At 73.3% G+C, this 24,771-nt stretch carries 24 protein-coding genes; 20 read left to right on the top strand and 4 right to left on the bottom strand.

Annotated elements, in window-relative coordinates:
* Positions 1-57: 57 nt before the first annotated feature.
* Positions 58-834, bottom strand: a complete 777-nt coding sequence (locus tag FXF65_RS36065; protein ID WP_148354562.1) for a crotonase/enoyl-CoA hydratase family protein — start codon at positions 832-834, stop codon at positions 58-60.
* Between the two features lie 75 nt (positions 835-909).
* Between FXF65_RS36065 and FXF65_RS36060 the strand changes: the two genes are divergently transcribed.
* The 7 genes from FXF65_RS36060 to FXF65_RS36030 all read left to right on the top strand — a co-directional run bounded on the left by FXF65_RS36060 (position 910) and on the right by FXF65_RS36030 (position 8,595).
* Positions 910-2,142, top strand: coding sequence for an acyl-CoA dehydrogenase family protein (locus FXF65_RS36060; protein WP_148354561.1), 1,233 nt, complete (start codon positions 910-912; stop codon positions 2,140-2,142).
* A 104-nt stretch (positions 2,143-2,246) separates the two neighbouring features.
* Positions 2,247-3,026 (top strand): IclR family transcriptional regulator, encoded by a 780-nt coding sequence (locus FXF65_RS36055; protein WP_148354560.1) that lies wholly within the window; start codon positions 2,247-2,249, stop codon positions 3,024-3,026.
* Positions 3,027-3,034: 8 nt separating this feature from the next.
* Positions 3,035-4,213: a CaiB/BaiF CoA transferase family protein gene (locus FXF65_RS36050; RefSeq protein WP_281288986.1), complete on the top strand. Its 1,179-nt coding sequence runs from the start codon at positions 3,035-3,037 to the stop codon at positions 4,211-4,213.
* A gap of 64 nt (positions 4,214-4,277) precedes the next feature.
* A complete protein-coding gene (locus tag FXF65_RS36045; protein WP_148354559.1) occupies positions 4,278-5,108 on the top strand; it encodes an enoyl-CoA hydratase/isomerase family protein in 831 nt (276 codons plus the stop codon).
* Positions 5,098-6,213 (top strand): acyl-CoA dehydrogenase family protein, encoded by a 1,116-nt coding sequence (locus FXF65_RS36040; RefSeq protein ID WP_148354558.1) that lies wholly within the window; start codon positions 5,098-5,100, stop codon positions 6,211-6,213. The genes FXF65_RS36045 and FXF65_RS36040 overlap by 11 nt, the downstream gene beginning before the upstream one ends.
* Positions 6,210-7,667: a class I adenylate-forming enzyme family protein gene (locus tag FXF65_RS36035; protein WP_148354557.1), complete on the top strand. Its 1,458-nt coding sequence runs from the start codon at positions 6,210-6,212 to the stop codon at positions 7,665-7,667. The genes FXF65_RS36040 and FXF65_RS36035 overlap by 4 nt, the downstream gene beginning before the upstream one ends.
* Positions 7,657-8,595, top strand: a complete 939-nt coding sequence (locus FXF65_RS36030) for an acyl-CoA dehydrogenase family protein (RefSeq protein WP_148354556.1) — start codon at positions 7,657-7,659, stop codon at positions 8,593-8,595. Before FXF65_RS36035 ends, FXF65_RS36030 begins: the two co-directional genes overlap by 11 nt.
* Before the next feature lie 64 nt (positions 8,596-8,659).
* On the opposite strand, the gene FXF65_RS36025 is transcribed toward FXF65_RS36030, so the two are convergent.
* Complete coding sequence (locus FXF65_RS36025; RefSeq protein ID WP_148354555.1) at positions 8,660-9,412, bottom strand: SDR family oxidoreductase; 753 nt, start codon at positions 9,410-9,412, stop codon at positions 8,660-8,662.
* A gap of 49 nt (positions 9,413-9,461) precedes the next feature.
* Positions 9,462-10,610, bottom strand: coding sequence for a thiolase family protein (locus FXF65_RS36020; RefSeq protein ID WP_148354554.1), 1,149 nt, complete (start codon positions 10,608-10,610; stop codon positions 9,462-9,464).
* 76 nt (positions 10,611-10,686) lie between these two features.
* Here FXF65_RS36020 and FXF65_RS36015 point away from each other — a divergent pair, with 76 nt between their 5' ends.
* The 10 genes from FXF65_RS36015 to FXF65_RS35970 all read left to right on the top strand — a co-directional run bounded on the left by FXF65_RS36015 (position 10,687) and on the right by FXF65_RS35970 (position 19,586).
* Positions 10,687-11,838 (top strand): acyl-CoA dehydrogenase family protein, encoded by a 1,152-nt coding sequence (locus tag FXF65_RS36015; RefSeq protein ID WP_148354553.1) that lies wholly within the window; start codon positions 10,687-10,689, stop codon positions 11,836-11,838.
* Positions 11,839-12,091: 253 nt separating this feature from the next.
* Positions 12,092-13,291 carry an ABC transporter substrate-binding protein gene (locus FXF65_RS36010; RefSeq protein WP_187412692.1) on the top strand — a complete coding sequence of 400 codons (1,200 nt, stop codon included), beginning with the start codon at positions 12,092-12,094 and terminating at the stop codon, positions 13,289-13,291.
* Positions 13,291-14,034, top strand: a complete 744-nt coding sequence (locus FXF65_RS36005; protein WP_148354551.1) for an SDR family NAD(P)-dependent oxidoreductase — start codon at positions 13,291-13,293, stop codon at positions 14,032-14,034. The genes FXF65_RS36010 and FXF65_RS36005 overlap by 1 nt, the downstream gene beginning before the upstream one ends.
* Before the next feature lie 52 nt (positions 14,035-14,086).
* Positions 14,087-14,506, top strand: a complete 420-nt coding sequence (locus FXF65_RS36000; protein WP_148354550.1) for a VOC family protein — start codon at positions 14,087-14,089, stop codon at positions 14,504-14,506.
* Between the two features lie 37 nt (positions 14,507-14,543).
* Positions 14,544-15,416, top strand: a complete 873-nt coding sequence (locus FXF65_RS35995) for a branched-chain amino acid ABC transporter permease (RefSeq protein WP_148354549.1) — start codon at positions 14,544-14,546, stop codon at positions 15,414-15,416.
* Positions 15,413-16,411: a branched-chain amino acid ABC transporter permease gene (locus tag FXF65_RS35990; RefSeq protein WP_148354548.1), complete on the top strand. Its 999-nt coding sequence runs from the start codon at positions 15,413-15,415 to the stop codon at positions 16,409-16,411. The genes FXF65_RS35995 and FXF65_RS35990 overlap by 4 nt, the downstream gene beginning before the upstream one ends.
* Positions 16,392-17,159 (top strand): ABC transporter ATP-binding protein, encoded by a 768-nt coding sequence (locus tag FXF65_RS35985; RefSeq protein ID WP_148354547.1) that lies wholly within the window; start codon positions 16,392-16,394, stop codon positions 17,157-17,159. The genes FXF65_RS35990 and FXF65_RS35985 overlap by 20 nt, the downstream gene beginning before the upstream one ends.
* Entirely contained in the window at positions 17,146-17,934 is a 789-nt protein-coding gene (locus tag FXF65_RS35980) for an ATP-binding cassette domain-containing protein (protein ID WP_148354546.1), read from the top strand. Before FXF65_RS35985 ends, FXF65_RS35980 begins: the two co-directional genes overlap by 14 nt.
* A 9-nt stretch (positions 17,935-17,943) precedes the next feature.
* Positions 17,944-18,786, top strand: a complete 843-nt coding sequence (locus FXF65_RS35975) for an NAD(P)-dependent oxidoreductase (RefSeq protein ID WP_148354545.1) — start codon at positions 17,944-17,946, stop codon at positions 18,784-18,786.
* A 140-nt stretch (positions 18,787-18,926) separates the two neighbouring features.
* A complete protein-coding gene (locus FXF65_RS35970) occupies positions 18,927-19,586 on the top strand; it encodes a GntR family transcriptional regulator (RefSeq protein ID WP_187412691.1) in 660 nt (219 codons plus the stop codon).
* 37 nt (positions 19,587-19,623) lie between these two features.
* Here FXF65_RS35970 and selB read toward each other — a convergent pair whose 3' ends face one another.
* A complete protein-coding gene (gene selB, locus FXF65_RS35965) occupies positions 19,624-21,381 on the bottom strand; it encodes a selenocysteine-specific translation elongation factor (protein ID WP_148354543.1) in 1,758 nt (585 codons plus the stop codon).
* A 313-nt stretch (positions 21,382-21,694) separates the two neighbouring features.
* On the opposite strand from selB, the gene FXF65_RS35960 reads away from it, so the two are divergent.
* The 3 genes from FXF65_RS35960 (at position 21,695) to FXF65_RS35950 (ending at position 24,767) form a co-directional block, all read left to right on the top strand.
* On the top strand, positions 21,695-21,985 hold the full coding sequence (locus FXF65_RS35960) for a UGSC family (seleno)protein (RefSeq protein ID WP_148354542.1): 291 nt from the start codon (positions 21,695-21,697) through the stop codon (positions 21,983-21,985).
* Between the two features lie 150 nt (positions 21,986-22,135).
* On the top strand, positions 22,136-23,365 hold the full coding sequence (locus tag FXF65_RS35955; RefSeq protein WP_148354541.1) for a hypothetical protein: 1,230 nt from the start codon (positions 22,136-22,138) through the stop codon (positions 23,363-23,365).
* 55 nt (positions 23,366-23,420) lie between these two features.
* A complete protein-coding gene (locus tag FXF65_RS35950) occupies positions 23,421-24,767 on the top strand; it encodes an ABC transporter substrate-binding protein (protein WP_148354540.1) in 1,347 nt (448 codons plus the stop codon).
* Positions 24,768-24,771 lie beyond the last annotated feature (4 nt).

Raw genomic sequence — 24,771 nt, 5'->3', positions numbered from 1 at the left:
TCGCTCCTAGGCGCCCGCCGACGCCGCCCGCCGACGCCGCCCGCCGAGGCTGGCCGCCTATCGTCCCTGCCAGACCGGGGGGCGCTTCTCCTTGAACGCGAGCGCGCCCTCGCGGGCGTCGGCGGAGTCGAAGACCGGGGCGAGGATCTCGCCCTGGCGCCGGAACGCCTCGTCGAGCCCCCAGCCGGGCGCCTCGGTGACGATCCGCTTCGCCGCCGACACGGCCAGCGGCGCGTTGGCCGAGATCCCGCGCGCGAGATCTCGCGCCACCCGCAGCGCCTGGCCCGCCTCGGTCAGCCGGTTCACGAGCCCGTAGGCGTGCGCGTCCGCGGCGGTGATCGGTTCGCCGGTGAGCAGCAGCTCCAGGGCGCGGCCGCGCGGCAGGTGCTGGGTGAGGCGGAGCGCCCCGCCGCCCCGGGCGACCAGTCCCCGCTTGACCTCGGGCAGGCCGAGGACGGCGGTCGAGGACGCCACCAGGAGGTCGCAGCAGAGCAGGATCTCGAAGCCGCCGCCGAGGGCCCAGCCCTCGACGGCCGCGATGAGGGGCTTGGCGGGCGGCCGCTCGACGATCCCGGCGAACCCCCGCGACGCCGAGCGGGCGGCCTCGCCGCGGGCGAACGCGTCGAGGTCGAGCCCGGCGCAGAACGTGCCGCCCGCGCCGGTGAGCACGCCCACGCGCAGGGCGTCGTCGTCCTCCAGCCGGTCCAGCGCGGCCGAGACCGCCTCGGCGACCGCGCGGTCGACCGCGTTGCGCTTGGCGGGACGGTTCAGCGTGATCGTGAGGACCCCGTCGCACGCGTCCAGCAGGACGACGTCACCGGCTTGCTTGTCCATGTGTCCTCCTCGGACGTCCCGAACTGGCCGCCATGTTATTCTATATTAAGAACAGCGTTCAAAGAGGGAGCCGTGATGTCGACGACCGGGGTGTCCGAGGAGACGTCCGCCATCCTGAGCGGCCTGGAGGGCTTCCTCCGCGCGGAGGTCTTCCCGCTCCACGAGGAGTACGCCGCCGTGCTCAACGACCAGCGCGGCCGGTACGACGAGACCGGGCGGCACGTCGACCGCGTCGAGGAGCTGCGGCGGCGGGTCCGCACGGCGTCGGCGGAGGCGGGCTTCTTCACCATGACCGTCCCCGAGGACCTCGGCGGCGGCGGGCAGGGCGCGGTCACCACGTACGCCGCCTGGGAGCTGGTCTACCGGCTGAGCGGGCCGCACCGCTGGCTCGCCCACGACGTGCTGGCGCACTGGGCGACCGGCCCCAGCTTCGTGTTCGGGCTGGTCGGCGAGGACGTCCGCGAGCGGGTCCTGCCGAGCCTGATGTCCGGCGAGAAGTCGATGTGCTTCATGATGTCGGAGCCCGAGGCGGGCTCCGACGCCTGGTCGATGCGGACCAGGGCCGTCCCGGACGGGTCCGGCGGATGGCGCCTGACCGGCACCAAGCAGTGGACGACCAACGGACCCTACGCCGACTACGGCCTGGTCTTCGCGGTGACCGACCCCGACGCGCTGGCCGAGCGCAGCGGCGGCGTCTCGGCATTCCTCGTCGACACCGACGCGCCCGGGTTCCAGGTGGACAGCGTCATCAGCCTGTACGGCGAGAGCGGCGGCAACCACGCGATCATCTCGCTCGACGATGTCCACGTGACGCCCGAGCTGCTCGTCGGGGAGGAGGGGCAGGCCGCGGGCATCGGGCTCGGCGGGATCAGCCTGGGCCGGATGTACAACTGCGCCAAGTCCGTCGGCCTGGCGCGCTGGGCGCTCGACCAGGCCCTCGACTACGCGGCCGAGCGGCGCTCGTTCGGCAAGCTCCTCGCCGAGCACCAGGGGGTGATGTTCCCGCTGGCCGAGTGCGCCACGTACGTGCACGCCGCGCACGTCCTCGGGCTCGACACCGCCGCCCGGATCGACGCGGGCGAGCGCGCCCTCAAGGAGTCGGCGATGTGCAAGATCCTCTCCACCGAGATGGCGACCCGGACGATCGACCGGGCGATGCAGACCCTGGGCGGCATGGGGATCACCACCGAGATCGGCATGGCCGAGGCATGGCACATGATCCGCACCGTGCAGATCGCCGACGGGTCCGCGGAGATCCTGCGCAGGCTCGTCGCGGGCCGCCTGCTCGCCGGTGATCGCGACCTCTGATCCGGACGAGGAGGGCGGCGCGTTCTGGAATCATCTTTCCCGGTCAGACGGAGCCGATCTCCGGAACGACACTGACCCGTGCCGCCCGCGAAAGGACGAGACCCATGGCCGATGACAAGGACCGCGCGCCCGCGGTGACGCGCGCCTTCACGGTGCTCGACGCCCTGGCGCAGCGCGGACCGTCGGTGCTCGCCGACATCATCGAGGCGACCGGCATCAACAAGAGCACGGTCTTCTACATCCTGCGCACCCTCACCAACCTTGAGGTGGTCGACTACGACGAGCGGACGCGAAGCTACCGGCTCGGCCCGGCGCTGCTCGAACTGGGCGCGGCGGCGAGCGGGCAGTTCGGCGAGCTGTCCCTCGCCCGCCGCTACCTCAGCGAACTGCTGGAGAAGCTCCAGGCCACCATCGTGATCTACCGGCGGGTGAGCGCCGAGGAGATCTCGCTGCTGGACAAGCTGGAGCGTCCGAACCGGGTCCGGATCACCCTCCAGCCGGGGGAGCGGATCCCGATCCAGGGCGGCTCGTTCGGCCGCGCCTTCCTCGCCTACGAGAGCCCCGAGTCCCTGGAGGTCATCCTGCGGCACGGGCTGCAGGCGTTCACCCCCAAGAGCCTCACCGACGTGGAGGCGTTCCGGACGGAGCTCGGCCTCGTCCGCGAGCGCGGCTGGACGGTCGACCACGAGGGCTACGCCCTCGGCATCTCCACGGTCGCGGCCCCGGTGTTCGACGCCGAGGGCCGGGTCACGCTGGTGGTGGCCGCCGTGGGCTTCTCCAACCTCATCGACGACGACACCGCCGCCGAGTACGGGGCCGAACTGCGCCGGGTCTGCGACCGGATCGGCGAGGTCAGCGTGCAGTCGCGGCGCCTGAGCAGCTAGGAGGCGGCTTGCCCGCGACGATCCCCCCGGCCGGAGAGCGGGCGCTCGACCGCGTCCGCGTGGTGTTCCCGGCGGCGCTCGGCCCGGTGCCGTTCGCCGCGATGCTCCTCGCCGACCTCGGCGCCGAGGTGGTCCGGATCGACCGCGCCGGGGCCGCCGGGGTGATCGACACGGCGCTCGCCGACGACCCGCGCACCCGCGGCCAGCGCTCGATCGGGATCGACCTGAAGCAGCCGCGCGGCCGCGCGGTCGCGGTCCGACTGGCGGCGTCCGCGGACGTCCTCCTGGAGGGCATGCGGCCGGGAGCGATGGAGCGGCTGGGCCTTGGACCTGCGGATCTGCACGCGGTCAACCCTCGGCTCGTCTACGGCAGGGCGACCGGCTGGGGACAGGACGGGCCCCTCGCGCAGACCGTCGGGCACGACATCAACTACATCGCGCGCGCCGGCGCGCTGCACCCGATCGGCGACCCGGACCGGCCGCCCGCCGTCCCGCTGAACCTCGTGGCCGACTTCGGCGGCGGCGGGGCCTACCTGGCGCTCGGCGTGCTCGCGGCGCTCGTCCAGCGCGGCCGGACCGGACGCGGGCAGGTGGTCGACTCCGCCATGGTGGACGGCGCCGCGTCGCTGACCACGATGATCCACGGCATGCTCGGCTCGGGCGCCTGGCGTCCGGAGCGCGGCGCGAACCTGCTGGACGGTGCCGCCCCCTTCTACCGCGCCTACCGCACGGCCGACGACCGGTACGTCGCGGTGGGCGCGATCGAGCCCGCCTTCTACCGCGCGCTCCTGGACGGCCTCGAACTCGACCCGGACGACTGGCCGCAGCACGACCGGTCCCGGTGGGCGGCTCAGCGGACCGCGCTGGCGGAGATCTTCGCGTCCCGGACCAGGGCGGAATGGGTGAAGCGGTTCCACGGGACCGACGCCTGCGTGACCGCGGTGTCCACGCCGGACGAGGCGGCCGCCGACCCCGAGCTGGCCGCCCGCGGCGTCTTCGTCGACTGGGACGGCCTGCGCCAGCCCGCGCCCGCGCCGCGGCTCTCCGCGAGCCCGGCGGTCGCCCGTCCCCGGTGCGGGCAGGCGGCCGACACCGCCGAGATCCTCGCGGAGCTTGGCCTCGGCGAGGACGAGGCGGACGAGCTGCGCGCCGCCCGCGCGGTCTTCGCCGCGCCCGTGCGTCCTTGACCCTGGCGACCCGCCGCTCGTATTCTATAAAGAACGAAGTTCTTCATAGTGAATGAGTGTGTCGATGCCTTCAGCTGTGCGCCCCGACCGCGGCGGTGCCGAAGAGTACCCCGGATTCGCCGTCTCGGTCACCGCCGGCGTTCTGGTCGTCCGGCTCGACCGGCCCGAGGTCGGCAACGCCCTGAGCCGCCGGATGCGCGAGCCGATGGCGCGCATCTGGGCGCGCGCCAACGCCGACGACGACATCCGCGTCGTGCTGCTGACCGGGACGGGCGACCGGCACTTCTGCACCGGCGCCGACGTCAAGGAGATCGCCGAGACCGGCGAGGTGCCGTCCGCGTCCGCGCGGCGGGAGCCGATCGTCTGGTCGCCGCTCGGCGGCGGCGTCCGCAAGCCGGTGGTCTGCGCGGTCAACGGCATCGCCGCCGGAGGCGGGCTGCACTTCGTCGTGGACTCGGACGTGGTGATCGCCGCCGAGCACGCCGCGTTCATGGACACCCACGTCAGCGTCGGCCAGGTCGGCGCGGTCGAGAACATCGGCCTGACCCACCGGCTGCCGTTCGGCACCGCGATGCGGATGACCCTCCAGGGCTCGTCCTTCCGGCTCGACGCCGCTCGGGCGTACGCGCTGGGGCTGGTCGACGAGGTCGTCCCCGCCGCCGAGTTGCAGCCGACCGCCCTGCACATCGCGTCCTCCATCGCGGCGAACTCGCCGCGCGCGGTCGAACTGTCCCGCGCGCTGCTCTGGGAGTCGCTGGGCCGCCCTCCGCACGACGCCGCCGAGGAGGCGTGGCGCACGGCGCAGCGGCACTGGTCGCACCCCGACTTCCTGGAGGGCGCGCGTGCCTTCGCCGAAAAGCGTCCGCCGAGGTGGAAGGTGAGCCATGACCGCTGAACCCGGGGACGTCGAGACGTTCCGCGCCGAGGTCCGCGCGCTGCTGGAGGAGATGGCCGACGTCCTCGACCCGCGCCAGTTCTTCCACGGCCGCGGCGGCGCGACCCGCGACCTCTACCGCGAGCTGGGCCGGCGCGGCTGGCTCTCGCTGGGCTGGCCCGGCGAGGACGGCGCCGTCCCCGCGACGCTCGCCCACGAGTTCGCCCTGTGGGACGAACTCGCCTACGCCCGCGCCGCGCGTCCCGACCTCGCCGCCGGGATCGTCGCGAAGACCCTCGTCGTGCACGGGACCGAGTACCAGAAGGCGCGCTTCCTGCCCGGCATCGCGCTCGGCGACGTCTCCTTCGCGCTCGGATACTCCGAGCCGGAGGCGGGCTCGGACCTGCGCGCGGTGCGCACCCGGGCCGTCCGCGACGGGGACGTGTACCGGGTCACGGGGGAGAAGCGCTGGACGTCCGACGCCCACCACTCCGACTACCTCTGGCTGCTGTGCCGGGCCGAGGGCGTGGCCGACGGCGACCCGCACACGCTGCTCATCCTCGACCTGCGCGCGCCCGGCGTCGACATCAGGCCGATCGAGACCATCGACGGGCACCGCCTCAACGAGGTCTTCCTCGACGACGTGGTCGTGCCGGTGACCGACCGGGTCGGCGCGGAGGGCCAGGCGTGGAGGCTGATCCGGGAGGCGCTGGCGGTCGAGCGGCATCTGATGGTGCTGCCCGGCCGCGTCCGCCGCGACCTGGAGAGCCTGGTGGACTGGGCGAGGGAGCATGACTTTCTGGACGACCCGCTGCTGCGAGACCGCATCGAGCAGCTCACGGTCGACGTCCAGGCCGTGGAGGTGCTCGCGGCCGAGGCGCTGGCCCGCTCCCTGGACGGCGCCGACTGCACCGCCGAGGCCGCCCGCGTGAAGCTCGTCGGTTCGCGCGCGACCCAGGAGATCGCGCGGGCCGCGCTGGAACTCGGCTACCTGGAGGCCACCCGCCGCGACGACGACCTCGCCTTCCTGTGGCGCGAGTCGATGATGGAGACCCTGGCGGGCGGCTCGTCGGAGATCATGCGCGGCGTCCTGGCGCGCGCCGAGTTCGGGCTCGGTGGCCGATGACCGGCTCGTTCGTGGAAGTGGTGCGCGCCCGCGCGCAGCAGACCCCGGCGGACCCCGCCGTCGCCGACCCGGCGACCGAGTGGAGCTGGGGCGACCTGTGGCGGCGCGCCCGGGAGGTCGGCGCGGCGCTGGCCGACCGCGGCATCGGCCCCGGCGACCGCGTCGGGACGGCGCTCGACCCGAGCGCCGAGCACCTCGCGGCCCTGATCGGGATCATGGCGACGGGCGCGGCCGCCGCGCCGCTGAACGTCAAGCTCGCTCCAGCCGAGTTGGCGCTGTACCTGGACGCGGTGCGGCCGTCCGCGATCGTCGTCGGCGACGGGCACCGTCCGGCGGCGGAGGTGCCGTCGTACCCGAGCGTCGAACTGATCGGGGAGACCGAGTCCTGGCAGCCCCGCGCGGTCCCCGGCGACGCGCCCGCGATCGTCTTCGGGACCGGCGGGACGACCGGGACCCCGCGCGGCGCCGTCTGGACGACCGCCGGACTCGCCGCCTACCTCCCGTGCAGCGCGCACGTCCTCGAAACGCGCCGCACCGACGCCGAGCTGTACTTCGCTCCGTTCTTCCACGTCGCGCTCGCCACCTGCGCGTTCGCGACGCTGTACGCCGGGGGCCGGCTGGTGGTCGAGCCGCGCTTCGACGCGGGCCGGGCGGTGGACCTGCTGCTCACCGGCCGCGCGAACCGGCTGTTCGGGCCGCCGACGGCGCTCAACCGGATCCTCGGGCATCCGGCGTTCGACCCGTCCCGGACGGGGCACGTCCGCGCCGTGCTGTTCGGCTCGACCGCCGCCGAGCCCGACCTGCCCGAGCGGCTCCGCCGCGGCTTCGGCGGCGCCACCCTGATCACCGGCTACGGCGCCACCGAGGTCGGCGCGGTGTCGCGGCTGCGGTCCTGGGAGGACGGCGGGCGGATGAGCGGGATCGGCCGCCCGGTACCCGGCGCCGAGCTGCGGATCGTCTCCCCGGACGGCGCGCCCGTCGCGCCGGGCGAGGTCGGCGAGCTGGTGATCCGCGCGCCCTGGCAGATGGCGGGCTACCTCGTCGGCGGGGAGCTGCGGCCCGTCCCGGCGGAGGGCGTCCGCTCCGGCGACCTCGGCGCCCGCGGCCCGGACGGCGTCATCGAGCTGCGCGGACGGCTCAAGGAGCTGATCATCACCGGCGGCGAGAACGTCTTCCCGAGCGAGGTGGAACGGGTGCTGTGCGAGCACCCGGACGTGGCGCAGGCCGCCGTCATCGGCGTCCCCGACCCCGACTGGGGCGAGCGGGTGGAGGCGGTGGTGGTCCCCGTGTCCCCCCCTGCCGGTGATCTCGTCGGCGTCTTGGGCCGCCACTGCCGCGAGCGGCTCGCCGGGTACAAGGTGCCGAAGCGGATCGTCGTCCGCGACGCGATGCCGCTGACCACCGCCATGAAGATCGACAAGCGTGCGCTGAAGGGGTGGCTCGATGAGCACTGACTGGCCCTACTCGCAGGAGCAGCGCGATTTCCAGGAGACGTTGGCGCGCGTCCTGGCGGACCTGCCAGAACCGGAGTCCGAGCCGGTCTTTCCGCGCGCCAGGTGGGCCGCGGTCGCGGAGGCGGGCGCGCTGGCGCTCACCGCGCCCGATCTCGGCGCCGGGGCCCTGGACGTGGTCGCGGCGGGCGACGCGCTCGGCCGGGGCGGCTGCCCGGGCCCGTGGTGGCAGACCCTCCTCGTCCTGGACGCGCTGCCCGCCGACGACGCCGAGGCGGTGATGGCGGGGGAGCTGGTGCCGACCGCGGGCACCGCCGCCGCGATGCCGTGGGGCGCGGGCGCCGACCGGCTGTTCGAGCTGGGCCGCTACGACGAGGCGGGCTGGCGCGTCCGGCCGGTGGCGCTGGGGCGGGTGCGCGAGGAGTGGGTCTCGCTCGGCCATGAGCCGGTCGTCGCCGCCGACCTCGTGCCCGCGGGCCCCGAGGTGCTTGTCGGGACGGGCGCCGCGCTGCTCGCCCGGCTCGGCCTGGCCGCCTACCTGGCGGGCGCGGGCCAGCGGGTGCTGTCCGACGTCGTCGTCTACGCCGGGCAGCGCACCCAGTTCCGGAGGCGGATCGGCGACTTCACGGCGGTCGCCCATCCGCTCGCCGAGGTCGACGCGCAGGTCCGGGCGGCGGCGCTGCTGGCACGCCGGGCCGCCCACACGCTCGACGGCGCGGACGACCCGCGCGCGGCCGGGTTCGACGTGCACGTCGCGCTGCGCGCCGCGGCGCGGGCGTCCCGGCAGGCCGTCTACCAGGCGCACCAGACCTACGGCGCGATCGGGTTCTCGCTCGAAGGGCCGCTGTCCTGGCTCGGGCAGCGGGTCGCGCAGTCGGCCACCGAGGCCGAGCGGCTCGCCCGTGAGGTCAGCCTGATACCGGCCGCCTGAACGACGCCCAACGAAAGAGGCGCGACCCGCCACGGGTCGCGCCTCCTTCTGTATTTCGGCCGGGTCAGCGCGGGGCCATCCGGATCGCGCCGTCGAGCCGGATCGTCTCGCCGTTGAGGTAGCCGTTGGAGAGGAGCTGGACGGCGAGCTCGGCGTACTCGCCCGGGTCGCCGAGCCGCTTCGGGTAGGGCACCGTCGCGGACAGGGACGCGCGCGTCGTCTCGGGCAGCCGGGCGAGCATGGGCGTGTCGAAGATGCCGGGCGCGATCGCGTTGACCCGGATCCCCCGGGAGGCGAGGTCGCGGGCGGCGACCAGCACCATCCCGTGCACGCCCGCCTTGGACGCCGAGTACGACGTCTGCCCGATCTGGCCGTCGAACGCGGCCACCGAGGCGGTCAGGACGATCGCCCCCCGCTCGCCGCCCACGAGGTCGTTGCCGCTGAGGGCCTGCGCGCCCAGCCGGAGCACGTTGTAGGTGCCGACGAGGTTGGTGCGGACGACGTCGCCGAACGACTCCAGCGAGCCGGGCCGTCCGTCGCGGTCGAGGATCCGCACCCGGTCGCCGCCTCGTCCCGCGCAGTGGACGACCCCGTGCACGCCCCCGTGCCGCTCCCGTGCCGCGTCGAACACGGCGGTCATCGCGGCCTCGTCGGTGATGTCGGCCTCGACGAAGGGGATCGCGGCCGCGTCCGCCGCCCGCGGCCGCAGGTCGGTCCCGACCACTCTGGCGCCGCGGGCGAGCAGCAGTTCGGCGGTGGCCCGGCCGAGCCCGGACGCGGCCCCGGTGACGACGAAGGTGGACGACTCGATCTTCACGCTGAGTTCCTCATCGGTTCTAGGGAGGGGGTGCGGGTGCTCGGGCCGCTCACGACCAGCGCTCGACGAGCGTGGCGTTCGCCATCCCGCCCGCCTCGCACATGGCCTGGAGGCCGAAGCGGAGGTCGTTGTCGCGCAGGTGGTGGACGAGCCGGGTCATCAGGATGGCCCCGGACCCGCCGAGCGGGTGCCCGACCGCGATGGCGCCGCCGAGCGGGTTGACCCGGGCCGGGTCGGCGCCGGTCTCCCGCTGCCAGGCCGCGACCACCGAGGCGAACGCCTCGTTCACCTCGAACGCGTCGATGTCGCCGATGCCGATTCCGGCGCGGTCGAGGAGCTTGCGGGTGGCGGGGATCGGCGCGGTGAGCATGGTGACCGGGTCGTCGCCGACGACGACGCCGTGCCGGAACGCGGCCAGCGGACGCAGCCCGAGTTCGGCGGCCCTGCCCTCGGTCATGATCAGCAGCGCTCCGGCGCCGTCGGAGATCTGCGAGGCGTTGCCCGCCGTGACGACGCCGTCGTCGCGGAAGGCCGGCTTGAGGGCGGCGAGCTTCTCCGCCGAGGTGTCCCGGCGGATGCCCTCGTCCACGGCGAGGGAGCCCTCGGGCAGGTCGACCACCGCGAGCTGGTTCTTGAAGGCGCCCGCGTCGGTGGCTGCGGCGGCCCGCTCGTGCGAGCGGAGGGACAGCTCGTCCAGCTCCGTCCGGCTCAGATTCCAGCGCTGGGCGATGGTCTCCGCGCCGAGGCCCTGGCTGAACGTGTCGGTGCCGTAGCGGGCCTTGACCCGCGGCCCGTACGGGACGCCGACCGCCCGCGCCGATCCGATCGGGACCATCGACATCGACTCGACGCCGCCCGCGATCACGATGTCCTGCTGGCCGGAGGCCACGGCGGCGGCGGCGAAGTGCAGCGCCTGCTGGCTGGAGCCGCAGGCGCGGTCGACGGTCGTCCCCGGCACCGACTCCGGCCAGCCCGCGGCGAGCGCGCCGAGGCGGCCGACGTTGCTCGACTGCGCGCCGATCTGCGTGACGCAGCCCCAGACGACGTCGTCGATCCGCGCCGGGTCGAGCCCGTTGCGTTCGAGGATCGCGGTCAGCACGTGCGCGGTCAGGTCCACCGGATGGACGCCCGAGAGGGCGCCGTTGCGGCGTCCGATCGGGGTGCGGACCGCGTCGACGATGACAGGTGTGGCGCTCATCCCGGACCTCTCGACAGGTTGTTCTGTATGTTGTTCACTGTTCTTACTGGTGAACAGATTAAGGCAAGGACGGCGGATGTCAATCGCGTTGAACACCGAGGAACGGGACCTCCAGCAGGCGCTGCGCCGCTACCTCGACGCCGAGGTGGCGCCGCTGGTCGCGGAGTACGAGCGGCGCCGGGAGTTCCCCTGGGACCTGCTCGGCGGGCTCTACGAGTTCGGATACGTGCGGGGCGCGGTCGCCCGCGCGCACGGCGGCGACGAGGTCGGCGCGATGGTGCAGGCCGTCCTCATGGAGGAGGCCGGGCGCTGCTGGGGCTCGCTGCGGACCACGGTGAACGTCCAGGGCATGGTCGCGATGCTGCTCAGCCGGGCCGGGACCGACGCCCAGCGGGCCCGGTTCCTGGACCCGATGCTGGCCGCGTCGCGGTTCGGCTGGTTCGCGCTCACCGAGGCGGAGGCCGGGTCGGACGCGGGCGCGCTGCGCTGCACGGGCCGCCGCGACGGCGACTCGTTCGTGCTCAACGGCCGCAAGATCTACATCACGAACGCGCTGCACTGCGACTTCGGGATCCTGCTCGCGCGCCAGCTCGACGAGGACGGCGCCGACCGAGGGGTCTCGGCGTTCCTGGTGGACGCCGCCGAGTCGCCGTACGGCGTCCACGACATCGCGCACATGCCGGTGCGCAGCACGACCAGTTGCGAGCTGGTCTTCGACGACGTCCGGATCCCCGCCGAGAACCTGCTCGGCGAACCCGGCTCGGGGTTCGGGCTCGCGATGGCCGCGGTCAACCAGGGGCGGCTGAACATGGCGATGGGCGCGGTCGGCCTGTCGCAGGCGTGCCTGGAGGCGGCGGTCAGGTTCAGCCGGGAGCGCAGGCAGTTCGGCAAGAGCCTGGCGGAGTTCCAGCTCGTCCAGCAGATGGTGGTCGACATCGCGGTCGGTACGCAGACCGCCAGGCTCCTCGGGTACGACGCCGCCCGCGTGCTCGACGCGGGCGGGGACGGCCGCTACGAGTGCTCGATGGCGAAGTACTACTGCGGCGAGACCGCCGGACGCAGCGCGACGCTGGCGCTGCAGGTCCACGGCGGTGCGGGGCTGATGGAGGAGTTCCCGGTCGAGCGGTACTTCCGGGACGCCCGCGAGGCGACGATCCCCGAGGGCACCTCGCAGATCCAGGTCCTGCAGATGGGCAAGCACCTGCTCGGCCGGTCCGCGTTGCGCTGAGCGTTGCGCTGAGCGGACCGCCGAGATCGCCGGACCCGGGCGCGTGGGCTACTTTTCCCAGCTCATCGCCCGTTTCGGGGCGCTCGGCGGCGCGCGCCGACGCCCCCGGTGGCCGCTGTGAAAAGGGTGTCATCAGGTGGTTGACGTGCTCCATCGACCTGGCTTACGTTATGCAGAACGTTGTTCTTGTATGAGAACAAACCGCGAGAACACGTACCCACCCCACTGGAAACACGAACGATGGAGGCCCGCCATGGCGGTTGGAACCCGGTCTTTGGGGGTGAGCCTCGCCGCGGCCCTGCTGTGCCTCTCGGCCGGCGCGTGCGGCGGCTCGTCGGGGGACGGCGGCGACATCGTCGTCGGCATGATCGAGGACACCGCCGGCGGCACCGCCGCGACGTCCGCCGAGGCGACGCGCGGGATCGAGCTGGCGCTGTCGGAGGTCAACGACGGCGGCGGGATCGACGGCAAGAAGCTGAAGCTCGTCCGCTACAGCGACGGCGGCGAGCCCAGCCAGTCGCCCGCGCTGGTGCGCAAGCTGGTCAACGCGAAGGCCCGGATCATCCTGATGAACTCCGGCTCCGCGTCGGCGGCGCAGGTCAAGCCGATCGTCCAGCAGGAGCACGTCGCGGCGATCTCCCCGACGAACATCCTCGGCGCGATCGCGCAGCCGCCGAACAACGGCTACTCCTACATCCTCGCCAACCCGGTGACCGACGTCGGCACCGTCTACGGCGCCGCCTTCGCCAAGGCCGGATACAAGCGGGTCGCCGTCCTCACCGACGACTCCCCGACGATGGCGGGCCTCAACGACGCGCTGCTGCCGACCCTGGAGAAGGCGGGCGTGGAACTCGTCGCCAAGGAGAAGGCGCCGCTGAACGCCACCGACGTCACCACCCAGGTCAGCAGGCTGAGCCGGTCCAAGCCGGACGCGGTGCTCGTCTCCTCGCTCGGCGGTCAGCTGGAGGTGCTCTTCCAGAACGCCCTCAAGCAGGCCCTGCCCGACAAGCCGCGCTTCTCGCTCGCCTCGATCGGCAACCAGCCCGAGACCTGGGCGCTCGCCAAGCCGGGGACGCTGGACGGCCTCGTCTACGCGAGCGCGATCTCCTCGCAGAACACCCGGTCCAACGACCTCATCACCAAGCTGAAGGCGCGCAACGGCGACAAGTTCAAGGCGCTCACGGCGTTCTCCGCGCAGGGCTACGACAGCGTCCACCTGATCGCGAAGGTGATCAAGGACGCGGGCGCGGACGCCGACTCGAAGGCGATCAACGAGGCGCTGCAGAAGGTCACCAAGTTCGAGGCGAGCTTCGGCGGCACCGGGTTCACGATGTCGTTCGGCGCCGACAAGCACATGGGCTCGGACGGGCTGTGCGGGATCGTCCTGCGCACCTTCGACGCGCAGAACCAGCCCGGCCAGAACTGGGCCACCTACCAGCCGAGCTGCGGCTGATGGCGGGCCGGCCGCTGGTCGTGATCACCGGGGGCGCCCGCGGGATCGGGCGCACCCTCGCCGAGGCGTGGGTCGCGGACGGCGCCCGGGTGGCGCTGGCGGATCTCGACCTCGACCAGGCGAAGGCCACCGCCGCGGAGCTCGGCGGCGACGTCGCCCACGGGGTGCGCTGCGACGTCGGGGACGACGAGTCGGTCCAGGCGGCGATGGAGGAGATCGCCGGCTGGGCGGGCCGGATCGACTGCCTGGTCAACAACGCGGGACTGCACCTGATGGCGTGGTCCCGTCCGGCGACCGAGATCGACAGCGCGGGCTGGATGTCCATCCTGTCGGTCAACGTCGTCGGCCTCGTCCGGTGCGCGCGGAGCGCCCGGCCGTGGCTGGCCGAGTCGCCGAACGCCAGCATCATCAACGTCTCGTCGGTGTCCGGCATCGTGCCCCGCGACGTGTACGGCGTGACGAAGCTGGCCGTGCGCGGCGTGACCACGGCGCTCGCCGCCGAGCTCGCCGCCGACGGGATCCGGGTGAACTGCGTCGCGCCCGGCCCGATGGACACCGACTCCGCGATGGCCGACCTGCCGCCCGCGCTGCTGGCCGACTTCATCTCGTCCAAGCAGCTGATCGCGCGGCAGGGCCGGACCGCCGACCTCGTCGGGCCCGCGCTCTTCCTCGCCTCGGAGGCCGCCGGGTTCGTCACCGGCGAGACCCTCTCCGTCGGCGGCGGCTTCCCACTGCGGATCTGACCGAGACCTTGCCCCCGAACGTCCTCGAAAGAAACGGGAGAACGAAGGAATCATGAGCTGGAACCTGCACCACGTCAACATCCCCGCCCACGACGTCCGGGCGATGGTCCGCTTCTACAACGCCGTCTTCGGGATGAAGGAGATCCAGTTCCCGTGGTCCGGTGACGGCGAGCAGGGCCAGCTGGAGACCGGGAGCGACTTCGTCGCGCTGTTCGAGGACGGCAACGGCCGCCAGATCCACATCTGCAAGCCGACCCCGTCGCTGCCCTGGGACAACGAGCTGCGCGTGCACCCCGTCATCAACGGCCACATCGCCATCCAGGTGGACGACATCCAGGGCGTCATGCGGCGGCTCGGCGAGCAGGGCATGCCCTTCAACGACGCCGGGACCTGGTCCTACAAGGGATTCCACCAGGTCTACACCTACGACCCGTCGATGAACGTCGTGGAGATCAACCAGCGGGTCGAGTGACCCCAGCGCGTCGGCAGCCCTAGAAGGAGTCCCCCCTATGCCCATCGAGCTCGTTGTCCCCACGCTGGAGACCGGGTGTTTCTTCGGCCTGATCGCGCTGGCCCTGTTCATGGTCAAGGAGAGCGCCGCGCTGTTCAACTTCGCCGTCGGCGGCCTCGCGGTCGTCGGGGGGATGGCCAGCTCGGCGATCACGGTCGGCCACGGCCTGCCGCTGGTGCTCGGCGTCCTCGCGGCGGTCGCGTTCGGCGTCGCGCTCGGCCTGTGCATCGAGGTGCTGGTCGTGGCCCCGCTGGTCAAACCGGGCGGGGGTGAGGACCACCACGTCGTGATGGCGCTCGTCGCGGGCCTCTTCGCGCTCCAGCAGATCGCCGGGGTCGCCTTCGGCAAGTCGGCGCTGCCGGGGGCGACCTGGATGAAAGGAGACGTCCTCGACGTGGGCAAGTTCGTCGTCAGCGCGCAGGCGCTCATCGAGATCGCGGTGACCCTCGGCCTGTTCGTCGCCATCGGGATGCTGCTGCGCGGGACGAGGCTCGGGCGGCAGTTCCGCTCGATCGGCGACAACACGCAGGCCGCGACGATGCTCGGGATGCCGGTCCGGCGGATCCGGCTGCTCGCGTTCGCCTCGTCCGGCCTGCTCGCCGGGCTGGCGGGCGCGCTGTTCGCCAACCGCGCGGGCGTCGCGTTCACGAGCGCGCTCCAGTTCACCCTGTTCGGCTTCCTCGCCTTCGTGATCGGCGGCGCGGCCAACGTGTGGGGGCCGCTCGCCGGGGGGATCGGCCTGGCGTTCCTCCAGGCGTTCGCGATCTACTACTTCGGTCCGGCGGCGCTGACCTACGTGACCTTCGCCGTCGCCGCGCTGTTCTTCGCGCTGCGCCCGGAGGGCATCTTCGTCAAGCGGGTGCGCGCATGAGCCGCCTCGCCCGCTGGCGGACGCCGATCGCGTTCGCGATGCTGATCCTCGTCGTGCTGTGGGTGGGCCAGAACGGCTACCGGCAGGACCTGGCGATCCTGATGGTCACCTACGGCCTGATCAGCCTCGGCCTGTACAGCCACTACATCATGGGCAACTCGATGTCGGTCGCCTACAACGCCTACGTGGCGATCGGCGGCTACGCCCTCGGTGTCCTGTGCGTGCGCACCGACCTGTCGATGTTCCTGGCGCTGCCGATCGGGATCGTGATCTCGGCGGCGGTCGCGGTCCTGCTGGGATTGACGACGTACAAGCTGTCCGGCTTCTACCTGGCGGCGGTCACCCTCCTGTTCGGGGAGGCGTTCGCGGCCTGGCTGGTGGACAGCACCGGCATCACCGGCGGCGCGTCCGGCGTGACGCTCACCCGCGGGCTGACGCTGTTCGGGAGCGAGGTCACCCGCCAGCACCTGGTGATCGCCGCGCTGGTGACCCTGTTCCTCGCGGCGTGGGGCCTGGACCGGCTGCGCACGTCGCCGTTCGGGATCGCGCTGCGCGCCAAGGGCGACGCGCCCCGCGCGGTCGAGTCCTCGGGCGTCTCGACGCGCGCCCTGACGCTGGTGTCGCTCGGCATCGGCGCCGGGCTCGGCGCCGTCGCCGGGTGGTACTTCGCCGCGGTGAACCTGTCGATGCTGCCCGAGTCGGTGCCGCTCTCGGTCGCGTTCGTGGCGCTGTTCATCCCGTTCCTCGGCGGCTACCGGTCGCCCTGGGGCGCGGTCGTCGGCGCCGTGGTCGTCACCGAGCTGACCTTCAACCTGACCTGGTTCCAGGACACCGGCACCCTCGCGTTCGCGATCGCCGTGCTGGTGGTGCTGATCTTCGCGCGGCGCGGACTGCTCGGCCTGCTCGGCGACGTCCTCGCGTGGGCGGTCAGGCTGATCCGCCGGGACGGGCCGCTGCACAAGGAGGGGAGGGACCATGTCCAGCCCAGCGCTTAGCTGCCAGGGGCTGCACAAGGCGTACGGCGGCGTCCGCGCCGTCCACGGCGTCAGCTTCCACGTGTCCCGCGGCGAGGTGGTCGGCCTCGTCGGGCCGAACGGCGCCGGGAAGAGCACGGTCGTCGACCTGATCAGCGGCGAGCAGCCCGCCGACACCGGCACGGTGAAGGTCGCCGACCGGGTGCTGAGCGGGACCGCGGCCCGCCGCGCCAAGCGCGCGAAGCTGGCGCGCACCTTCCAGTACCCGCAGGTCGCGCACGAGCTCACCGCGCTGGAGAACGTCCTGATCGGCGCCTACGCGACGACGTTCAGCGGGCCGCTGTCGTTCGCGTCGACGATCGTCCGGGGGCTGGTCGACCCGCGCGCGGAGCGGCTGCGGCGCCGCGCGGAGGAGATGGCGGGCTCGCTGAGCCTTAGCGATCTCGACCGTCCCGCGTCCGAGCTGACCCTCGGCCAGCTGCGGCTGCTGGAGGCGGCGCGGGCGCTCAGCCAGGACCCGGAGGTCGTGCTCCTCGACGAGCCGTTCGCCGGACTGGACGGCGACGGCATCCAGGGCCTCTCCCGCGCGATCCGCACGATGGCCGACGCCGGATGCGCGGTCCTGCTCGTGGACCACAACATCGACATCGTCGTCTCCCTCGTCGACCGGGTGGTGCTCATGGCGGACGGCGAGGTGCGCTTCGACGGCGACCCCGCCGAGTGCATGGCGAGCGAGGAGATGAAGGAGGTGTACTTTGGCGACGACTGAGACCACCCCCGAGACGCCCTCGGAGAACGGCCGCGCCGCCCTGGAGGTGCGCGATCTCAGGGTCGGCTACGGCAAGGCCGTGGCGCTCAACCTCGCGGGCCAGGCGCTCACCGTCCCCGCCGGGGGAGTGACGCTGCTGCTCGGCGCGAACGGGGCCGGGAAGTCGTCGCTGGTGAACGCGGCGTACGGGGCGGTGCGCGGCACGGGCGTGGTGCTGCTCGACGGCGCGGACGTCTCCGCCGCGAGCGCGGTCGAGCGGGCCCGGCGGGGGATGGCGCTCGTCCCGCAGGGGCGGCAGCTCTTCCCGCGGATGACCGTCCGGGAGAACCTCCAGGTGATGGCCGAGCTGCTCGGCCTCCCGGACGAGGCCGTCGACCGGGGCATCGAGCGGTTCGAGCCGCTGCGCCGCGGTGTGCGCAAGTCCGCGGGCGTGCTCAGCGGCGGCGAGCAGCAGATGCTGGCGATCTCGCGGGCGCTGCTCGGCGAGCCGCGGGTCCTGCTGCTCGACGAGCTGTCCACCGGGCTGGCGCCGGTGATCGTCGGTGAGCTGCTCGACTTGCTGACCGGCCTCGCCGAGGACGGGGTGGCGGCGCTGCTCACCAGCCCGACCAGCACCCGGCTGCTCCGCCGCGTCGACCGCGGCTACGTGCTCGTGCGCGGCGGCGTCCACGCCGGGCCGCTCGCCCCGGACGACCTCGACGCCGCCTACGCCGAGGCGCTCGGCAGCGTGCGGCGCGACGTCCGCGACGGCTCCGCCGCCGGTCACCGGGCCTGAGGCGGCCTGATGCGTCCGGACGCGGAGACGGTCGTCGGGGTCGTCGGGCTAGGGGCGATGGGCGGACGCCTCGCCGACCGCCTCGCGGGGGAGGGCCGGCGGGTGCTCGGTTACGACCCCTTCGGGGGGACGACCGAGGCCGAGCGCGTGGACGACCTGGCCGCGCTGGTCGAGACGGCGCCGGTGCTGCTGCTCGTCCTCCCCACGGCGGCGGCGGTGCGCGGCGTCGCCGCCGAGCTGGCGCCGCTCGTCGGCTCGGACCACGTCCTGGTGAACCACTCGACGGTCGCGGTGCGGGACGCGGTCGCGCTCGGCTCGCTCGCCGGGACCGGCTGCCGCGTCCTCGACGCGCCGTTCTCCGGCGGCACCGAGTCGGCGGTCGCCGGGACGCTGACGGTCTTCGCCGGAGGCGACCCGGACGCGTTGCGCGCGGCCGAGCCTGTGATCGCCGCGTACTCGTCCCGCGTCGTGGCGTGCGGCCCGCTCGGCGCGGGGACGACCGTGAAACTCCTGCACCAGCACCTAGTCGCGGCGCACGTCGTCGCGGCGGCCGAGACGGTCCGGCTGGCGGAGGCGGCAGGACTCGCGGAGACCGCCGTCGCCGGACTGCTGGCGGGGACGGCCGCCGACTCCACGATGCTCCAGGTCTTGGTCGCGCGGCTGGCGGAGGAGCCGGGACCGGTGCGCGGCAGCACCCGGATCCTGCACAAGGACGCGACCCTGGTCGCGGAGTTCGCCGAGAGCCTCGGCACGCGGCTCGACCTGCTCCCCACGATCACCCGGATCCTGGCACACCACCTAGGGGCGGCCGACGCCGACAGGGACATCTCCACGCTTGCGCACGACGGCTGACTATATTCTATAAAATTTCTGGAGGGTGAAACTGGCTCCACGCGCGGTCACCTCGGGCACCAGGAAGAGCGGATCTTCCATAGTCGATAGAGTATTCTCTAGGTCCGCTGTTTTGACTCCCGGAGGACGACGTGTCGAGCGTGACGGATCCAACGGCGAGCGGTCCGCCGTTGAGCAAGACCGCCTACGTCCTGGAGCGGCTGCGCCGGGAGATCGCGGACGGGCTCATCAAGCCCGGCACGAGCCTGCGGCAGACCGACGTGGCGAAGCGCTACGGCGTCAGCCCCACACCGGTGCGCGAGGCATTTCGCCTGCTGGAGGCGGAGGGCGCGCTGAAATACGAGTCCCACCGGGGCGCCACCGTCAAGGACATGAGCCCCCAGGAGATCGAGGACCTCCACCTCCTGCGCTCGGAGGTCGAGGGCCTCGCCACCGCCCTCGCCGTCGAGCGGATGGAGGACGCCGCCCTCGACCGCATCCGCGCCGCCCACCAGGACCTGAACGACGCGATCGAGGCGGGCGACGAGTCGCGGCTGCCGGTGCTGAACCGCGCGCTCCACTTCGCCATCTACGAGGCGGGGTCGTCGCTGGTGGCGCTGCAGGCCGCCTCCCTCTGGGCGTTCGTCCCGCCGCGAATGACCATCTGGAAGGACGAGAAGAACGCCCAGTCCCTCTCGGACGACCACCGCCGGATCATCGACGCCCTGGAACGCGGCGACCCCTACGACGCGCGGCGCTCCATGACCGAGCACATCCTGCACGCGGCGCGGCTCCGGCGGAACACCCCGCCGCCCGCCTGACACCGGGCCGTCCCCGGGTGCGTCCGCTGCCCAGGGCCTACCCGGTTATCTCGTGTTCGTCGTCGGTGGTGCGGCGGGTCAGGCCGCGCGAGGCCAGCAGTTCCAGCAGCGGGACGGCCACCCGCCGCGTCGTGCCCATCGCCTGCCGGGCGGCGCTCAGCGTGAACGGCTGCGGCAGCGCCTTGAGGACGTCCAGCGCGCGGCGGTCCACGTCGGGAAGCAGGACGATCCCCGGCGCGACGCGCACCAGGCGCCCGAGCCGCTCGGCGGCGGCGAGTTCGGCGTTGCCGAGGCCCAGCTCGGCGAGCCGGTCGGCGGTCGGCGCGGCGAACGGGGCGGCGGAGAGGTCGAGCTCCAGGGACCGGACGGCCTCGTCCAGCGCGCCGGGCAGCGCGGCCACGTGGCCGGGCGGCGTGAGCAGGCCGGAGGCGCAGTCGAGTCCCGCGTCCGCGGCCAGTGCGGGCACCAGCGCGGGGTCGGGCAGGCCGAGCCGCTGGACGGCCGCCGCCACCGGCATCCCCGGCTCCAGCGGATGGTCGGCCCGGTGCCGCCGTTCGGCTTCGGCGAGGTCCGCCGCGTACTGGGCCCAGCGTTCGTCGGACGTCCACCAGTCGCCGTGCCGGGGCGTGCCCGGCGCGGGCAATCCCATCGCGGCGAGTTCGGTGCCTCGCAGCAGGCCGCGGCTCAGCCGGTCGGCTGCGACGTCCGCGGCCGTCCGCACCCCGGCCAGCTCGGCGGCCCGGACCCGCGCCGCGCCGCGCCTGCGGAGCGGCGGCGGGTCGACGTCCAGGACGCGCAGGCCCGCGGCGATCCGGCGGCGCCCCGGGTCGCGGAGGACGGCGCGGTCCCCGTACCGCAGCGGCAGCGGGCGGTCCAGCCGCAGCCGCCCGTGCGCCGGGCCGAGCGGGCGCAGCCGGCACGGCACGGCGGCGGTCCCGATGTGCAGGACGAGCCGCTCCGGCGGCGCGGTCGACGAGGTCGGGCGCAGCTCCACGTCCACCTCGGACGCGGTCCGCCACGCGCCGGGCGTGAGCAGCGGCAGCCCGCGCGGCACGTCGGCGCGGTCGACGCCGCGCAGGTTGAGCGCGACCCGCGCGGTGGCGGTCACCCGGTCCCGCCGCTCGCCCAGCGCCTCGATGCCCCGCACCCGGACCGCCCGACCCTCGGTGTTGAGCAGCTCATCACCTACTTGGACCGTGCCCGCGCCGAGCGTGGCGGTGACGACGGTCCCGGCGCCGCGCACGGAGAACGACCGGTCCGCCCACAGCCGCACGGGCGCGGCGGCGTCCGGCCGGGGCAGCCCGGCGACCAGGGCGACGAGGGCCGCGCGGAGGTCGTCGAGCCCGGCGCCGGTGGCCGCGCTGACCGCGACGGCGGGCAGGTCGCGCAGCGTCCCGCCCGCCGTCCACTCGCGCGCCTCCGCGATCGCCGGGGCCGGGTCGGCGAGGTCGGAGCGGGTGACCGCCAGCACGCCGTGGGACACCCCGAGCGCGTCCAGCGCCTCCAGATGCTCGGCGCTCTGCGGCATCCAGCCCTCGTCGGCGGCGACGACGAACAGCACGGCGGGCGCCGGGCCGACCCCGGCGAGCATGTTGGCGACGAACCGCTCGTGCCCGGGGACGTCGACGAAGGCGACCTCGCCCGCGCCCGGCAGCGTCGTCCAGGCGAACCCGAGGTCGATGGTGAGGCGCCGCCTGCGCTCCTCCTCCAGCCGGTCGGGCTCCATCCCGGTCAGCGCCCTGACCAGCGTGGACTTGCCGTGGTCGACGTGCCCGGCGGTGGCGATCACATGCATGCCTCCTCCTCCCGCGTGGGTGGCGGCCGGTTCGGTCGCGCGCGGCGCGCGGGTCGGCCCCGATCCGGGCGGCGGCGTCCGGCGGCGATCACCTCGGCGACGTCCGGCGGCGAGAGCGCGGAGTCATCCGCTCATCATGCGGGAGCCCTGTTCGGATGACAAACATCCGTGCCGCCGCACGTCGCCGAGCCCTGAGAACCGGACATCCGGTCTGTTGACAACATCAACACCCGCGCACAGAATCAACTATCCGAACATTCGTCCTGATTTCGCGCGACGGATCGCCACGATCGCGGCGCGGAGAGGGAGCGTCATGGCCGGAAAGATCACGGTGTTCAACCCTGAGGGCAACGCGCCGACCGTGGGCGGCAAGTCGCTGGCCCCGCGGCCCGACAGCCTGGAAGGCCGGACGGTCTTCCTCGTGGACGCGGGCTTCGAGAACTCCGCCGACTTCGTCGACCAGCTCCGCGCCTCCCTCCACGAGCACCGGCCCGGCATCACGACCGTGACCGAGCACCTGTCCACGCCGTTCGACCCGGCGCCCGACCTGTACGCGCGGATCGCGGCGGAGGGGGACGCGGCGATCCTCGGCGTCGGCCTTTGAAGCGGCTGCGCGCCGGCGGTCGCCGGCCACGCCACGCGGCTCGAGTCCGAGTACCGCGTTCCCACCGTCTCCGTCCACGCGGACGCGTTCGCGCGGCTCGTCGCGTCGACCAGCCGACTCGCGGGCGTCCCGACGCTGCGGCACGCCTTCGTGCCCTCGCCGGTGCCCGGCCGCACGTCCGCCGAGCTGCGCGGATACGTCGAGGGTGACAACCCCGTCTCCGGCAACCCGTTCTCCAGGGACCTCTTCGACGGGCTGACCAGGCCGCTCGACGACGCCGACATGGCCGGGGCGACGTTCGAGCGGGCGCGGTCCCGGCTGCTGGAGCCCGCCACCGAGGACGACCTGCACGACCTGTTCCTGGAGAACGGCTGGACCGACAAGCTGCCGATCGTCCTGCCCACCGAGGAGCGCGTCGCCGCGATGCTCGCCGGGACGAGCCGCGCGCCCGGCGAGGTCGTCGGCAGGCTCCGGGCCGCGTCCACCCGCGACTACTGGGAGTTCACCGTCGAGCAGGCCGCCGCGAACGCTGTGATGGCGGGGGCGAGGCCCGAGTACCTCCCGGTGATCCTCGCGCTGCTCGGCAGCGGCTACTCCGCCCGGCACAGCAGCATTTCCTCCATGTCGGAGGCGGTCGTGGTCAACGGCCCGGTCCGCGACGAGATCGGGATGAACTCCGGGATCGGCGCGCTCGGCCCCTACAGCCGGGCCAATGCCACGATCGGACGCGCCTATGGCATCGGATCGCAGAACCTCCAGGGCGGCTCGGCGCCCGGGATCAGCTACATGGGGTCGCTCGGCAACCCGTTCTCGTTCACGAACCTCACGTTCGCCGAGAACGAGGAGCGCAGCCCGTGGGAGCCGTACCACGTCCAGCACGGCTTCGCGCCCGGCGACAGCACCGCGACGATCTTCCGCGGCGTCCGCACCATGATCACATCGGGCGGGATCGCGGACGACTGGCGCGAGCACTCCGCCCGGCGGATCTTCAACGCCACCCGGGCGAGCGGCGGCGTCGTGCTGCTGCTCGACCCCCTGGCCGCGCAGAACCTCGTCGAGCACCAGGGCTTCGCCCGCAAGGCGGACCTCATCGAGTTCATCTCCGACACCGGGCGGATGACCGCGCGCCGCTGGTGGGGCCACGGCCTCCAGGAGCTGTTCTTCGGCTACCGCGCCCGCGCGGGCGAGGAGCCGTGGGCGAGCTACCTGGCGGCGGATCCCGACGAGCAGGTGCGGATCAACGTCCCCGAGGACGTCCACGTCATCGTCGTCGGCGGACGGAGCGCCGCCGCCTGGAGCGTCCTCGAAGGCATGGCCAACGGCACCAAGCTGGACCGGTCGCTGTCCGGCCGGACCGTGTCCGTCGACGAATGGCGCTGAGCACGGAGGGTGCGCGCCCGTGACAGGCAACCGGCACAGAGGAGGACCAGGACCCATGGAAGGCAGACCGCTCGGCTTCCCCGTGGGGGGCCGACCTCCCACGCTCCCCGGGAACCGGCACGGAGGGCGGGGCCGCGGAAGGCGGCCCGCCTGGATCGCCTCCATCGCCGGGGCCTCGGCGCTGACGGTGATGGCCGCCGGTTGCGGCGGGTCCGGCGGCGGCTCGGGCGACGCGTCGCTGCGGATGTACGCGTCCCCCGCGGTCAAGACCGGGCTCGACGCGCTCGTGAAGGAGTTCAACACCGCCAACGCGCCGCGCATCAAGATGACGGTGCGGTACATGCCCGCGCCGAAGATCGGCCCGGCCGCGACCACCGAGATCCAGGCCGGAAACCCGCCCGACATCCTCGGCATCTCGCCCGGATCGGGCGGCGGCGCCACCGGGCTGCCGCTCTACAAGCTCGCCAAGGCCCACCGCCTGGAGGACCTCAGCTCCAAGCCGTGGACGAAGGGCCTGCCGCCGCTGCTGGCCCCCACCGTCACCTACAAGGGCAAGGTGTACGCCCTGGTCACGGGCATGTCCACGGAGTTCATGGACTACACGGTCGACGAGCTGAAGGGGTGGGGGTTGAAGCCGCCGTCGACGTTCGCCGACCTGCTGAAGCTCTGCGGGGAGATCCGCAAGCACGGCAAGTACGCGCTGGTGCCGGGAGCCGCCGACCCGGCGGGCAATCGCATGCTGTTGCAGTCCTTCTCCGCCGCCAACGTCTACAGCGACGACCCGGACTGGGACGAGCAGCGTGCCGCCGGGCAGGTCAGGTTCCAGACCACGCCGGGCTGGCGGCAGACCTTCCAGCAGGTCGTCGACATGATCAACGCGGACTGCTACTACCCCGGCGGGGCGGGCCGCACCACCGAGGAGGGCAAGAACCTCCAGATCAAGGGCGACAAGGCCGCGATGGGGATCGGGCCGTCGACGGCCTCGACCTATGTCACCGCGCGGAACCCGAAGCGCAAGTGGGCCGCGATCCCGGTGCCGGGACGGCGCAGCAGCACGCTCCCACTGGAGGTGGGCGCGATGTCGGTGGCCGCCCACGGCAAGCACGTCAAGCAGTCGATCGAGTTCCTCGACTTCGTGGCGCAGCGGCGCGACCAGCTCGCCACGGCGACCGGCTCCTTCTCTCCCGCCCAGATGGCGCGCGGTGAGCTGCCCGCCTTCCTGAAGCCGCTGGAACCGCTGGCCAAGCAGGGCAGGTACAGCCTGGGCGCCAGCACCATGTGGCCCTCCGACGCCCCGGCGCTGGCCGCCTACAAGATGATGGCGGGCCTCTACAACAAGACCCGGACCGTCGACGACATCCTCAAGGCCATGGACGAGTCCTGGGACGCCACCCGGGGCTGAGCCG

This window comes from Actinomadura syzygii, from assembly GCF_008085905.1.
Lineage (GTDB): Bacteria > Actinomycetota > Actinomycetes > Streptosporangiales > Streptosporangiaceae > Spirillospora > Spirillospora syzygii.
Note: the sequence above shows the minus strand (reverse complement) of the source record. Positions and strands in the feature narration are given on the sequence as shown.